Here is a 13,445-nt window from a genome sequence, read left to right as displayed (position 1 = left end):
CCATCCTTTGTGACCATGGGCGTCCGCGTAAGGAGGCACTTTTATGTCCCACCGTCACACCGATGTGCCCGCCCGGGTCATCAGCGAGGAGGCGTGCCCGGTCGCCGAGGTGCTGGACCACGTGTCGGGGAAGTGGAGCATCGGCATCCTGGTCGCCGCGGCCCACGGACCCGTCCGCTTCACGGAGTTGGAGCGCCGGATCGAGGGCATCAGCCGCCGGATGCTCACGCTCAACCTGCGCAAGCTGGAACGGGACGGGTTACTGACGCGGACCGTCCACGCGACCGTCCCACCCAAAGTCGAGTACGAACTCACCGGCATGGCACGCGAGTTGCACACCCATCTGAGCGGGCTGGTGGGCTGGGCCGAGCAGCATCGCGCCGCGATCCAGTCGGCGCGCGTGGCGTATGACGAGAGGAAGAGCGCGGCTACGGCTCCGGGGACGGCGGTGTAGGGCGGGGGCGGTGATGCCGCGTAGGCCAGGGGTCGGTGACGCGGCGCAGGGCAGGGGGTCGGTGATGCCGCGCAGGGCGGGGGGCAGTGACGCGGTGTGCCGGGTGGCCGACGCCGTCGTGTGGCGGGCGGGGGACGGACCGTTCGAGGCGGGCCCGGCACCAGCACACCGCCCCACCTCCACCGGGCCGGCACGAGCGCACAGCCACCCGCCCCTCCACCGTCCCGGCACCAGCACATCGCCGCATCTTCATCAGGACGCCCACTCCGGACCACCGCCACGCAGCCGCCCGTTCACCGGTCTCCCCGGCCGGTCACGGAGGTTGCGCGGGATCGCTCCGGCTTTCGCGGATCTGCTGGCATCCTCACAGCAGCAGCCCGGAGGCACCGGACATCAGTGGTATTCCGGAACATCGCAAGCCGACACAGCATGACGTGAGTCACATCCTTGTCACGTACACCGGAAGTGCGGGCACCCCATCCCGCAGACCGTGACCGTTCGTCCCATCGTGAGGGAGCAGCCGTGACGCGTGATGTCATCGACCAGGCCGTCCAGGTTCGTCTGATCGCCACCGCTCCGGACCCGCACGCGGTCCCCGCGGTGCTGCACTACCACCCTTCCGATCCGCTCGCGGTGCGGATCTCCTTCCCGCCGGAGATCTCGCTGGACGGCGGGGCGGTGGAGTGGGCGTTCGGCCGCGAGTTGCTGGCCGAGGGGCTGCGTTCGCCATCGGGCCGAGGCGACGTGCGGGTGCGCCCGGCGGGGACGGACCGGACGGTGCTGGAGCTGTATGTCCCGGACGGCGTCGCCATGGTGCAGCTGCCGACCGCGGACGTGCGGAGGTTCCTCGACCGGGCCTACGGCGCGGTGCCCGCCGGCCACGAGCGACGGCACCTGGACGTCGACCGGGAGCTGGGGGAACTGCTCGGCGGCGGGTGAGACATCCAGGGACGGGGCGGGGCCGCGATCGGGACGGGGCGGGGTCGGGCACAAGGCAGAGGCGGGCGCGAGGCAAGGCCGGGCGCGAGGCATGACCGGGGCCCCGGTCGCCGCACCTGCAAGGAGCGGAACTTCGCCGCCTGGTGGGGCAGGGAACCAGTCACCTCGTGGGACCGGAAAACGGTCAGCAGCAGTCGGAAGCGGTCACCTGCTGAGTCTCGGAAACACCTGTGAAGCACCAGAGGGCATCTTCGGACACTTCTGTTACAAATCTGGCAAGAAACTTTCCGATACTGATCACATGCCCCGTGTACTTCTGATCGAAGATGACGCTGCCGTGCGCGACGGCGTCACTCTCGCACTCCGGCGGCGCGGCCACGAGGTGGCCGCCGCGGCCAGCGGCGAGGAGGGCCTGGAGACTCTGCCCGCCTTCCGCCCGGACATCGTGCTGCTGGACCTCATGCTCCCCGGCAAGGACGGGTTCGAGGTCTGCCGCCTCATCCGCGCCGAGCGCCAGTTGCCCATCATCATGCTCACCGCACGCGGTGACGACCTGGACGTGGTGCTGGGGCTGGAGGCCGGGGCCGACGACTACATCGTCAAACCCGCCCGGGGCGAGGTCCTGGAGGCGCGCATCCGCGCCGTGCTGCGCCGCACGGCGCTGCCCGCCGACGGACGGACGGTCCGCACCGAACCGGGCCCCGCCCCCGTCGAGAAGTACGGCCTGCTGACGATAGACAGGGCGGGCCTGGTCGTCACCAAGAACGGCAAGGACCTGGCGCTGGCGCCCTCGGAGATGAAGCTCCTGCTGTTCCTGTCCGCCGCTCCCGGGCAGGTCTTCAGCCGCCAGCAGCTCCTGGAGCACGTGTGGGAGCACAGCTACCACGGCGACGCGCGGCTGGTGGACGCGTGCGTGATGCGGCTGCGCACGAAGATCGAGGACACCCCCCGCGCCCCCCGGTACGTGCAGACGGTGCGCGGTTTCGGCTACCGCTTCGGTCCGCTGTGAAGCGCGTACGACCATCGGGGCGGCCCCTTCCCGACCGCCCGGACGGGGCCGCCCTTCGGGACGCGCCGCACCCGGACCCCTCGCTCCCCCACCCACCGGGCCCGGACCGCCCCCAGCCCCCGGGCAAGGCCCGGCCCCGCCCGGACAAGCGGGCGGACAATCGCCTCGCCCGGATGCGCGCGCTGGTGAGCGGTCTGCGCGCCCGGCTCGTCGTGGCGTTCGTCCTGGTCGCCGCCGTCAGCGCGCTGACCACCTCGGCCCTCACCTACCGCGAGGCCCGCAACGCCATCCTCCAGCGCTCCCAGGACACCGCCATCCAGGACCTGCGCGGCCAGATCAACTCGCTCGCGCCGGACCTCGCGGTCCCGCCCGCGCGCGCCGACCTGGACGAGTTCACCCGTCAGCTCGACCGCTCCGGCAAGGCCCGGGACTGGGACGTGTACGTCCAGTACACGGGCGTTCCCGAGGACCGCGCGAACGGCCAGCGGCGCGCCTTCGTCGTGCCCGACGACCTCAAGGAGTCGGTGGACAAGCGCCACGTGCCGGCCTTCCAGCGGGTGGTGCGGGACGGCGAGCCCTGGCTGCTGATCGGGATGCCGGTCATGGAGTCCCAGGGCGGCCGGGCCTCCGCCCTGTCCGTCTACGCCCGGCTTCCCCTGCGCGGCGAGGAGGCCAACACGGAGGCGCTGGTGAGCGCCGCGCGCCGGGGCGCGGTCCCGGTGCTGGCGCTGGCCGTGGTGCCGGCGCTGTTCGCGGCGCGCGGGGTGCTGCGCCCGGTGCGCCGCCTGCGGCAGGCGGCCGGGCGGATCGCCGAGGGCAAGCTCGACACCCGGCTGGGGGTCAAGGGCCACGACGAACTCGCCGATCTGTCCCGATCGTTCAACGACATGGCCGCGAGGCTGGAGAAGAGCGTGGCGGAGCTGCGCCGCATGGAGGCCAACTCCCGGCGGTTCGCGGCCGACGTCTCCCACGAGTTGCGCACGCCGCTCGCCGCGATGACCGCGGTCACCGACGTCCTGGACGAGGACGCCGACTCCCTCGACCCCGACACCGCCTCCGCCGTCCGCCTGATCAGCCAGGAGACGGGCAAGCTGGCCCGCATGGTCGAGGACCTGATGGAGGTCTCGCGCTTCGACGCGGGGGCCGCGGCGCTCCACGAGGACGAGGTGGACGTCGCCGAGACCATCCGCAAGACCCTCCAGGCCCGGGCCTGGCAGGACCGGGTGGAGACGGACCTGCCCCGGGGCGTGCGGACCCGGCTGGACCCGCGCCGGCTGGACGTGGTGGTGGCCAACCTCGTCGGCAACGCGCTGCACCACGGCGGCGAGCCGGTCCGGGTCGCGCTACGCGCTCCGGAGCCGGACGCCGACCGCCTGCTGATCGAGATCATGGACAACGGGCCGGGCATCGACCCGAAGGTCCTCCCACACGTCTTCGACCGCTTCTACAAGGCGGACTCCGCCCGCGCCCGTTCCGAGGGCAGCGGACTGGGGCTGGCGATCGCGATGGAGAACGTCCGGCTGCACGGCGGGACGCTCCGGGCCGCGAACCGCCCGGAAGGCGGCGCGGTGTTCACCGTCGACCTGCCGCTGTGGCCCACGGGGACGGAGGAGGCCGAGGACGCGGAGGGCGCGGAGTCCCCGGCGATCGCGGGGGTCCCCGACGACGTGGATACGGAGACCCTGGCCAAACCCCTGATCCCCGCGGGGATCGCCGATCCGGCGGAGGCGACGGCCCCCGTGTCCCCGGCACCGGCGGACGCCACCGACGCGAAGCCCCTCCGAGCGCGGGCCGACGAAGCACAGCCGACCCGCCCCACGGCCCAAGCCGACCCGGCGGAGCCCGCGCAGCCCTCACGCCCCCCGTCGCGGACCGGCCGGACGGACCCGGCGAAGGACCCGGCGAAGGACCCGGCGGGCCCCGGCCCCGAAGGCCCCCGTTCTTTGGGAGAACGAGAGAAAGTGGACACCGCATGAGCACCTCGCACACCGCGCGCACCCGCCGGCTCGCGTGGGGCGGGCTGCTGCTCGGCGCCCTCACCGGCTGCGGGATCACCCCGAGCGGTGTGATCGACGCCGGGGAACCGGCCCACGGCGTGCGGGCCCCGGGCAAGGACGAACCCGTCGCCGACGTCCAGTTGTTCTTCCTCGGCCCGGACGGCCTGCGGCCCGCCAGCCGCCCGGCGAAGGCCCCGTTCTCCCCCCAGGAGGCGATCCGGTTGCTGATCGAGGGGCCGAACGAGGCCGAGCGGCAGCGCGGACTGTCCAACGCGCTGCCGGAGTTCCCGGGCCGGGTGGCCCTCACGGTGAGCGACGGCCGGATCCAGATCGCGGTCCCCGTGGCGGCCCGGCAGCTCAGCACCCCCGCGGTGAGCCAGTTGGTCTGCACGGCCGCCAACGCCCGGGTCCCCGGTCACCAGCCGGCCGCCGAGGTGCTCGTCACCCTGTCGGGCGGGGGCTCCGTCGTGGGCCCGATGACGTGCGCCGGCAACAACGCCTTCCCGGTCATCCAGCCCGGGCCCAGCGCCTGGCCCTCGGCGGCGGCGAACGGCTCGCCGCAGGACGCGGAACGCGGCGAGGCGACGGACGAGGAACCCGGCACGGACACCGGCATGAACACCGGCATGAACACCGGCACGGACACCGGATCGGACCCTGGCACGGACGCCGGATCGGACGGCCGGGGCCCGGGCGCTCCGAACACCGGCACCGGCGCCGGCAGCGGCAAATGACCGGTTGAGAAGGCCCCGGCCCACCGCGGTCCGGTCGGCGGCGGCGAACGCCCGGCGCGGCTGCCGACCGGACCGCCACGCCGTCCGACCACCGACACCGAAGGACTGACAACGGAGCGGACGGGTAGCCGACCCGCAGTCGTCCCACGGGGACGGCCGCGCTTCCGAGTGCCTCCCGGGAGGGTTCATGGGACTGGTCAAAGCAGCCGTGATCGTGCTGGATTGCTCCGAGCCGGAGAAGCTGTCGGAGTTCTACAAGGAACTGCTCGACGGTGAGCTGCGCGGTGAGACGGACGCCCATCGCATCGAAGTCGTCGGCGCCACGGGAATCCACCTGGCCTTCCGGCGCGACATCAACGCCACTCCCCCGAGTTGGCCCCGCCCCGACGACTCACAGCAGATCCACCTGGACATCATCGTCGCCCAGGAGGACATGGACGAGGCCGAGCGCCGGATCATCGGTCTCGGCGGTCGCCCCCTGGACACGAAGGACGACACCGGACCCCACGAGGTCCGCCTCTACTCCGATCCGGCCGGGCACCCCTTCGCCCTGCGCTGCTCCTCGGGGAGGGGCCCGAAGGCCCACTGAGCCGGACGGGAGCGCCCGGCCCTGCCGACCGACAGCCAACGGGCGACGGCCAACAGCCACCGGCCGTCGGCCGCGAGAGCGCCAGGGCCAGGCAGCCGGCCTCCCCCGGCGCACCTCGCGCCGGGTTCAGGGCTTGGGGATGTCGAAGTACCGGTGCAGGCCCGCGGCCAGCCCCAGGTCGCCGGTGGCCTTGACCTTGCGGGTGAGGAACATCGTGACGGGGTTCCCGTTGCCCGACACCAGCTTCAGGAACTCGGCGTCGTTCATGGTCAGCGTCAGCCGCGGCTCCGCGTCCCCGGCGCCCTCGCGCACCGTGCAGACGCCGTCGGCGATGGTCGTCTCGTAGACGGCGTCGCTCTCGCCGGTGACCCGCCAGCGGATCACCGCGCTCAGCTCCCCGGCCTGCTCGGGGCGGAACTGCCGTCCCATCCGCCCGAACACCTCCGCCAGCACCCGGGCCCGCAGCTCTCCCCGTGCCAGTGCGGCGATCTCCTTGTTCGTCAGTCCTTTCACGATCCGCACGAACTCCTCGGGCGTCACGCTCGCGAAGTCGAGCGCGGCCAGCCGGGCGCCGACGTCTTCGGACACGGGTTTCTCCTCACCGGTACCGGTCGCGGACGACCGGTCGCCGCTTGTCGGACCAGGGACGGGCGCGGGCCGCGAGCCCGCCGGACGCCGGAGGGCCCCGACGGACGCGGGACACCGGCGAGCCGGACGATTCGCCCGTTTCTTACCGTCAAGTAATCTTACGGTGGGGTTCAAGTGGCACCGAGCGGGGGTCGGTCAGGCCGGGGCCCGCGGAGAACGGCCCCGAGCCGCCACCCTCGGCGCGTAAAGCCCGCTCCACCGCGCGAGAGGCCGCACAAGCCCCACCGCGCCCACGGCTCGTGCGAGTTCCAACCGCCGGACGAGAACCGGGGCCGCGCAAGCCCCGCCGTGCACCCGAGCCGTCCCGTCCCAGGCCAACGGGTCACACGGCGGGCAAGGGTTCGCGTACCGGGAACCGCGCGGCACCGGGCGGAAGTGGTACCGGGCAGGGAACCGGTCCGCCATCCCGGCGGCCGGGAGCGGCACGCGGACCGACGCCGTCACGGAGACGGGTGGCGCGGAGTGGCGACGCGGAGCGGTACGCCGTCGCCCGCGCCCCGTCGCACGGCCGGCGCGCTCCTTACCGCCTCCGGTGACGGCTGGTGACCGCGTATCACTCGGAGTTCACTGAGGAAGAAGGACGGGCAAGCCTCCGCGTACGGGGCACTCGGTAACGAGGCGGGCGCCCGTACCGGACGCCGCGCCGCCATTCGACAGCGAGGGAGCACGTGATGCCCAGAGTCCGTACCGTCCGCCGTATCACCCTGGTCGCCGCCCTGTCAGCGGTGACGATCGGCACCTCGGCCGCCGTGGACGCCGCCACCGGCTCGCCGGTGGCGGCGGACTCCGGCAGGCCCACCGCCCCGGCCGCGGCCGACCGCGCCGCCCACGACGCGGGCGACCGGCCCGTCGCCAATGCCGCCGACAAGGGCGGCCGGTCCGACGCCGTCGCCCCGCCGGACGGCCAGGCGGACGGCCAGGCGGTCGCCGCCCCGCCGCCGCGGGAGCTCGCAGCCGACGCGCCCGCGCCCGGCCTCGGCGTCCCGTCCCGCACCGGCAGCACCGAGTCGTCCGTCGACCGCGTCGCGGACTTCTACGGCGCCTACGTCGACGCCCGGCGCGACGGCAACGGCAAGCTGGCCGAGGCGCTGCGCGCCCACTACCTCACCGGCGATCTGCGGACGCGGCTGGCGAAGTGGGAGAAAGCGCACCACGCCGACGGAGTGTTCCGCGACAAGAAGGTGCCCACCACCTGGCGCGTCACCTACAACGACAGCGGTATGGGGCACGCGTGGCACCGGGTCCGCCTCACCTGGGGCGACGGAGCACACGCGCGCACCACCCAGCTCACGGTCCAGTCGGATCTGGCCACCTTGCGGATCTCCGACATCCAGTCCGGTGTGCGGTGAGGCGGCCGTTCCGGCACACGGTGACGTGGCCGTGAGGAAGCGGCCCGGCGGTGGTGGCCATTGAGGGGCGGAGGGCGCGGTCGCGTCCTCCGCCCGCGGCCGACGGGCTCGTGCCGCGCGGACGCCAACCCCCTCCCACCGCAGCCCGATCCGCAGGTCACGCAGCCTTTTCGCCAGTTGGCCGAATATCGCCACCGGCGCACGCGATGGCGTGAAACGCGCACCGTCCGGCTTGGAGCTGTTGATCAACAGGAGCTAGCATGGAAATGGTTGTTCGGGGCAACCATTCTGGGTGGGAGGCCCTGCCTCCGGCCCGGGCGCGAAGGCACGGTGCCGCTGTGCCCGCCCTCGGTTCCCGGGCGCCACCGTCACCGCCGTATCTCCCTCCGGCCGCGCCCAAGGACGAGCGTTCCGGAGGCGGGGAGGAGCCTCACATGCCGGACACCGCCCAGCGCTTCCGCTCGTACGTGGAAGACAACCTCGACGCCCTGGCCGCCCGGCCCGAGCGCGTCGCCGTCGTCCACGAAGGGCGCCGCATCACCGCGGGCGAGCTGGCCGCGCTCGTCCACCGGCTGGCCTGGGCCCTGCGCAGCCAGGGCGTGGACCGCGGCCACACCGTCACCCTGCTCAGCGGCAACCTGCCCGAGGCGATCGCCGTGCGGTACGCGGCCAACCTGATCGGCTGCCGGGTCAACCACCTCTACAACAAGCTCTCGGCCGACGTGCAGGCGAACATCGTCCGCGACGTGGAGACCCGCGCCCTGATCGTCGACCCCCGGTACGCGGACCGCGCCGAGGATGTCGTCTCGCGGGCCCCCGTGGCGTCCGTGCTGACCCTCGGACCGGCCAAATCCGGTACGGACCTGCTGGAACTGGCCACCGAGCAGACCACCCAGCCGTTCCCCGGACAGGCGCGCCCCGAGGACGTCTGCTCCATCCGGCACACCGGGGGCACGACCGGCCACCCCAAGGGCATCTGCACCACCTACGCGCAGATCAACGCCTTCCGTGAGGCGCAGAACGCACGGGGCGACGGGCACGGTCCCGCCGACGCGGCCCCGGGCGACGGGTCCTCGTCCGAGAACGCCGCGCAGGACTCCCCGGTGAGCTTCCTCACCCCCGACTCCGACACGGCGTCCGAGCCCGGGGCCCCGGACACCGCCGCGCCGCGGCTGCTCGTCTGCACCACCCTCGCACACGCCGCGGGCATGATGGCCGACGGCATCCTCGCCGCCCACGGCACCGTCGTGCTGCACGAGGACTTCGACCCGGCCGACGTCCTCGCCGCGATCGCGCGCGAGCGGATCACCCACCTGTTCCTGCTGCCCCCGCTGCTGTACCAGCTCACCGACCACCCGGACGCGGAGTCCACCGACACCTCCAGCCTGATGGCCGTCATCTACGGCGGCTGCCAGGCGTCGCCGGCCCGGATGGCCGACGCCATACGGCGGTTCGGCCCGGTCTTCGTCCAGTTCTACGGCCAGAACGAGGCCGGCGGCATCAGCGTCCTCGCCGCCGAGGACCACGACCCGGAGCGCCCCGAGCGACTGCGGTCGGCCGGCAAGGTGCTGCCCTGGGTCGAGGTGGCGATCCGCGACGAGTCCGGGCGCGACCTCCCCCACGGCGAGCACGGCGAGATCTGCGTCCGCTCGGCGACCCTGATGGACGGGTACTGGAAGCAGCCCGAGCTGACCGCCGAGGTCCTGCGGGACGGCTGGCTGCACACCGGCGACGTGGGCTTCCTGGACGACGAGGGCTACCTGACCATCGTCGACCGGCTGAAGGACATGATCGTGGTGGTCGGCGGCCACGTGTACACCACCGAGTTGGAGGACCTGCTCAACTCCCACCCGCAGGTCCTCCAGAGCGCCGTCTTCGGCGCCCGCGACGCCGACCGCATGGAACAGGTGCACGCCGTCGTGGTGCCCGTCCCCGGCGGCTCGGTGGACGCGGACGAACTCGCCGCGCTGGTCCGCGCGGAACGCGGCCCGATGTACGAGCCGGCCCGCATCACCTTCACCGACCATCTGCCGCTGACCGACGCCGGCAAGCCGGACAAGCGCGCGCTCCGCGAGGAGGCCGAGCGCGCCTACGCGTAAAGCCGAGCATGCTGACGCGTAAAAGCGAGCGCGCCTACGCGTGAAAAAGGGGCGGCCGGGAGAGGACGGGGTGGCCATCGGGGAAGCCCCCGACTCTCGTTCCTCCGGCCGCCCACCCCGGCTTCGTACCGTCCGACCCGACTTCGTACCCGCCGGACCTGGCGGTTTCATCAACCGGCCCGGTAGAACGGTCGCGTGACAGCACAGGAACATGAGTACCCCGACAGCACGCACGAGTCCACCGGCGCGGACGCGGCACCGGCCACCGCGACCGAGGACATGATCCAGGCCAACCAGGCCAACTGGGACGCCCGCACACCGATCCACATCGCCAGCGACTTCTACGGTCAGCGGATCACCTCCGACTGGTTCGCCTCCTTCGAGTGGGAGGATCTCGGCGATCTCGACGGCCGGGACGTCGTCCACCTCCAGTGCCACCTGGGCACGGAGACGGTGGCGTTCGCCGATCTCGGCGCGCGCACCGTCGGGTTGGACTTCTCCGAGGCCGCGCTGAAGGAGGCGCGCCGCCTGGCGGACGAGTCCGGGCGGGACATCGAGTTCGTGTGGTCCGACGTCCACCGGGCCGTGGAGGCGCTGGGCGGACGGCGGTTCGACGTCGTCTACACCGGCAAGGGAGCCCTGTGCTACCTGCCCGACCTCACCGCCTGGGCCCGCGTGGTGCGCGACCTCCTGCGGCCCGGCGGGATGCTGTATCTGGTCGAGTTCCATCCGCTGCTGAACGCGCTCGGCCCGGTGTCCGGCCCGGACGGTGACGAGCTGACGCTCCGTCACGACTACCTCGCCGGACGCGGCCCCATCCGCAGCGACAACCCGTACACGTACACCGACGGCCCGCCCGTGGAGGGCGCGACCACGAGCTACGAGTGGCGGCACGGCCTCGGCGAGATCGTCGGCGCGCTGACCGGCGCCGGGCTGACCGTGGACGTGCTGCGGGAGACCGACCTGCTGCCGTGGAAGCGGTTCGAGGCGATGGAGCGCGCCGAGAACGGCTGGTGGCGGCTGCCCGCCGACCAGCCGAAGATCCCGCTGCTGTTCGCCCTGCGCGCGCGAGCGCCCGAGGGATCGGTGAGCTGAGGACGGTCACCGGCACGACCGGCCCGCCGTCTCCGTCAGGAGGGGCGGGCCCGGCACCGTGCCGGTGACCACAGCGCCGTCGACGATTACCGCGCGGCGGCCGTCCAGGAGTGCGCGACGTCCACGATGACCTGGGTCGGGGTCTGGGTGACCCGGAAGGGCAGGCGGGCGCGGACGCCGAGGCCGATCAGGCTGTCGCCCTCGAAGCTGCCGCCGAAGCGGGTGTCCCGGAACGTCCGGTAACCGGTGACATCCACTCCGGGCAGCCGCTCCCCGACCTTGCCGTTGTAGACCGGCTTGAAGGTGTCCGGGTCGTAGCTGGGCGCGGCGATCCGCACGGACAGGATCGCGCCGCCGCCGACGGGGACGAGGTCGCCGGAGCCGTCCTGGTGGAGCTCGTCGACATATCCGACCCGGAAGCCGATCGGCCGGTCACCGGTCCCCCGGACGTCGAGGACCAGCCGGTCGTAGCAGTCGTGCCGCCCGGCCCGGACGTTGACCAGCGGTCGCGCGTAGTCGGCGACCTCGCCGACCTTGTCGGCGCTGCCCCAGCCGACCGCGCAGCTCGTCGCCGCGGACGGCCTGCCGGTGGCCGTGGCCGCCGACGCCGTGGTGGCCGACGCCCCCACGGCCGCGAGCGACAGCGCGATCAGCGCCGTTCCCATACGTCCCAAACGTCGCATTTCCCATCCCCGGTTCGCTGATTGCTCGCTATTTCGCCGATTGCTCGCCATACCGACATTCACATGACGACAAGTCTGTATGTCTCCGTGCGCCGAACGGACCCCGCCGCACTCGCCCGCCTCCGCGGAGCGCGCACGACTCTCCACCCTTCACACGGCGCACACACCGCATACCCATGCGCGCACCACAGCCGCACGCGGGCGCGCACCACCGCGCGGGCGCCCCGCACGAGGAGCCGGGCCGTCCGCTCGCGCTGATCATCCCGTACGGATTCCCCGTCACAGCCCCCTCTTTCGGCCAGCCGCGGACGACTTCCGGTCAACCCGGTGCCGACCTGGATCGGAGGCCCCGTCACCTCCTCACGACGCCGCCGCCCCGCCCCGCCGGTTGCCCTCCCCGCCCTCCTCCGCCCATCGCAACCAATTAGTGACACAAATATCCGTTTCTTCAGGCAACCGCCCACCACAGAACACCCGTCTGCATATGAGGCGGATGTCGATCCGCGGCAACGGGTGCCCCTCGGGGCTGCCCGGCGCCACCGTTATTTGTGTGCTTGTACTGCTTTGAAGGAGACTTACGTGCACGCCGGACGTCGGGGCCGACGCTCTGCCCAATTGATAGCCGTCCTGACCGGTGCCTCCCTGCTGTCCGCCTGCGGGGCGGGCTCCGGTGGATCCTCAGCGGACCAGCCCGCGGCCAAAGTGACCGTCACCCCGGCCGGCGGTACCAAGGCCGCCGCGCTCGGCTCGCCGATATCCGTGAAGGCCACCGACGGCACCCTCACCTCGGTCGAGGTCAAGGACGACAAGGGCGGCAAGGTGTCCGGCCGGCTGTCCGGCGACGGCTCGTCGTGGACGTCGGACGGCAAGGTCGCGCCCCAGACCACCTACACCGTGGAGACCCAGGCGAAGTCGAGCGGCGGCAAGACGTCCTCGAACAAGTCGGTCTTCACCACCGAGCAGGCCGACAAGGTCAACAAGCTCTCCAACCAGCCCGGCAACGGTCAGACCGTGGGCACCGGCATGCCGATCTCGATCCTCTTCGACGACCCCGTGGACAAGGACCACCGCGCCGAGGTCGAGAAGGCGCTCAAGGTCACCACTCAGCCGCGCGTCGAGGGCGCCTGGGGCTGGGTGCGGGACTACTCCGGCAAGGACCGCATCGACTGGCGCCCCAAGACCTTCTGGCCCTCGGGCACCAAGGTCTCCGTCAAGGGCGGCCTGTCCGGCATCAACTCCGGCAAGGGCGGCTGGTTCGCCCGCGACTACAACTTCGGCTTCACCATCGGCCCGGACCACAAGGCCGTCATCGACGTGCCCTCGCACCTGATGACCCTGTACGCGGACGGCAAGCCCGTCGGCACCATCCGCGGCTCGGCCGGCTCCCCGCAGAGCCCCACCCGCGGCGGCATCCACACCGTCCGCAGCAAGAACGCCGCGGAGACGATGGACTCCTCCACCATCGGCTACGGCAACCAGTGGATGCTCGACGCCAAGTGGGTCACCCACCTCACCGCCTCGGGCACCTTCCTGCACTCCGCCCCCTGGAACAACTCCATCGGCGTGGTGAACAACAGCCACGGCTGCTTCGGCATGACCACGTCGGACGCCAAGCGGGCGTACGACTTCCTGCCCATCGGCTCCACCGTCGAGGTGCGCAACACCACCAACCGGGAGCACACCGACGTCGGCAACGGCCTGGAGGTCTGGCAGGAGAGCTGGGCCGAGTGGCAGAAGCGCAGCGCGCTGAAGTAACCGATCACGTCTGACGAGGAAGAGGCGGGGGGCGCCCGGGAATGGCGGGGGGCCCCCCCCAAAGGCAGTGACGCGCGGGGGGGACAAGGGGGCC

Annotated in this window: 12 protein-coding genes; 10 read left to right on the top strand and 2 right to left on the bottom strand. The window is 72.4% G+C overall.

The genetic code is table 11. The features are described from left to right. Positions 1 to 43 precede the first annotated feature (43 nt). The 6 genes from ABZX96_RS29660 to ABZX96_RS29635 all read left to right on the top strand — a co-directional run bounded on the left by ABZX96_RS29660 (position 44) and on the right by ABZX96_RS29635 (position 5,722). Positions 44 to 454, top strand: a complete 411-nt coding sequence (locus ABZX96_RS29660; protein ID WP_355550319.1) for a helix-turn-helix domain-containing protein — start codon at positions 44 to 46, stop codon at positions 452 to 454. Positions 455 to 976: 522 nt separating this feature from the next. Continuing rightward, entirely contained in the window at positions 977 to 1,393 is a 417-nt protein-coding gene (locus ABZX96_RS29655; protein WP_355550317.1) for an SsgA family sporulation/cell division regulator, read from the top strand. A 301-nt stretch (positions 1,394 to 1,694) separates the two neighbouring features. Beyond that, positions 1,695 to 2,402, top strand: a complete 708-nt coding sequence (locus tag ABZX96_RS29650) for a response regulator transcription factor (protein WP_355550315.1) — start codon at positions 1,695 to 1,697, stop codon at positions 2,400 to 2,402. Positions 2,403 to 2,575: 173 nt separating this feature from the next. Next, positions 2,576 to 4,378, top strand: a complete 1,803-nt coding sequence (locus ABZX96_RS29645) for an ATP-binding protein (protein ID WP_355550313.1) — start codon at positions 2,576 to 2,578, stop codon at positions 4,376 to 4,378. Beyond that, positions 4,375 to 5,133, top strand: coding sequence for a hypothetical protein (locus ABZX96_RS29640; RefSeq protein ID WP_355550311.1), 759 nt, complete (start codon positions 4,375 to 4,377; stop codon positions 5,131 to 5,133). Before ABZX96_RS29645 ends, ABZX96_RS29640 begins: the two co-directional genes overlap by 4 nt. A gap of 187 nt (positions 5,134 to 5,320) precedes the next feature. Beyond that, the gene (locus tag ABZX96_RS29635; protein WP_355550309.1) at positions 5,321 to 5,722 is read left to right on the top strand and encodes a VOC family protein; all 402 of its coding nucleotides are present in this window, start codon (positions 5,321 to 5,323) and stop codon (positions 5,720 to 5,722) included. Positions 5,723 to 5,848: 126 nt separating this feature from the next. Here the strand turns inward: ABZX96_RS29635 and ABZX96_RS29630 are convergent, their stop codons facing one another. Continuing rightward, complete coding sequence (locus tag ABZX96_RS29630; RefSeq protein WP_355550307.1) at positions 5,849 to 6,310, bottom strand: SCP2 sterol-binding domain-containing protein; 462 nt, start codon at positions 6,308 to 6,310, stop codon at positions 5,849 to 5,851. A gap of 731 nt (positions 6,311 to 7,041) precedes the next feature. Between ABZX96_RS29630 and ABZX96_RS29625 the strand changes: the two genes are divergently transcribed. From ABZX96_RS29625 to ABZX96_RS29615, 3 genes are all read left to right on the top strand, one after another. Then, positions 7,042 to 7,719: a hypothetical protein gene (locus ABZX96_RS29625; protein WP_355550305.1), complete on the top strand. Its 678-nt coding sequence runs from the start codon at positions 7,042 to 7,044 to the stop codon at positions 7,717 to 7,719. A 434-nt stretch (positions 7,720 to 8,153) separates the two neighbouring features. Continuing rightward, positions 8,154 to 9,818, top strand: coding sequence for an AMP-binding protein (locus tag ABZX96_RS29620; RefSeq protein WP_355550303.1), 1,665 nt, complete (start codon positions 8,154 to 8,156; stop codon positions 9,816 to 9,818). A 279-nt stretch (positions 9,819 to 10,097) separates the two neighbouring features. Beyond that, positions 10,098 to 10,913: a class I SAM-dependent methyltransferase gene (locus ABZX96_RS29615; protein WP_355550373.1), complete on the top strand. Its 816-nt coding sequence runs from the start codon at positions 10,098 to 10,100 to the stop codon at positions 10,911 to 10,913. Between the two features lie 86 nt (positions 10,914 to 10,999). On the opposite strand, the gene ABZX96_RS29610 is transcribed toward ABZX96_RS29615, so the two are convergent. After that, a complete protein-coding gene (locus tag ABZX96_RS29610) occupies positions 11,000 to 11,578 on the bottom strand; it encodes a hypothetical protein (RefSeq protein ID WP_355550301.1) in 579 nt (192 codons plus the stop codon). A gap of 597 nt (positions 11,579 to 12,175) precedes the next feature. Between ABZX96_RS29610 and ABZX96_RS29605 the strand changes: the two genes are divergently transcribed. Then, positions 12,176 to 13,351 carry an Ig-like domain-containing protein gene (locus ABZX96_RS29605; RefSeq protein WP_355550300.1) on the top strand — a complete coding sequence of 392 codons (1,176 nt, stop codon included), beginning with the start codon at positions 12,176 to 12,178 and terminating at the stop codon, positions 13,349 to 13,351. Positions 13,352 to 13,445 lie beyond the last annotated feature (94 nt).

It is taken from the genome of Streptomyces sp. NPDC003077, assembly GCF_040611095.1.
Classification (GTDB): Bacteria; Actinomycetota; Actinomycetes; order Streptomycetales; family Streptomycetaceae; genus Streptomyces.
The sequence above is the reverse complement of the archived record's forward strand: the minus strand, read 5'-3'. Positions and strand labels throughout refer to the sequence as shown.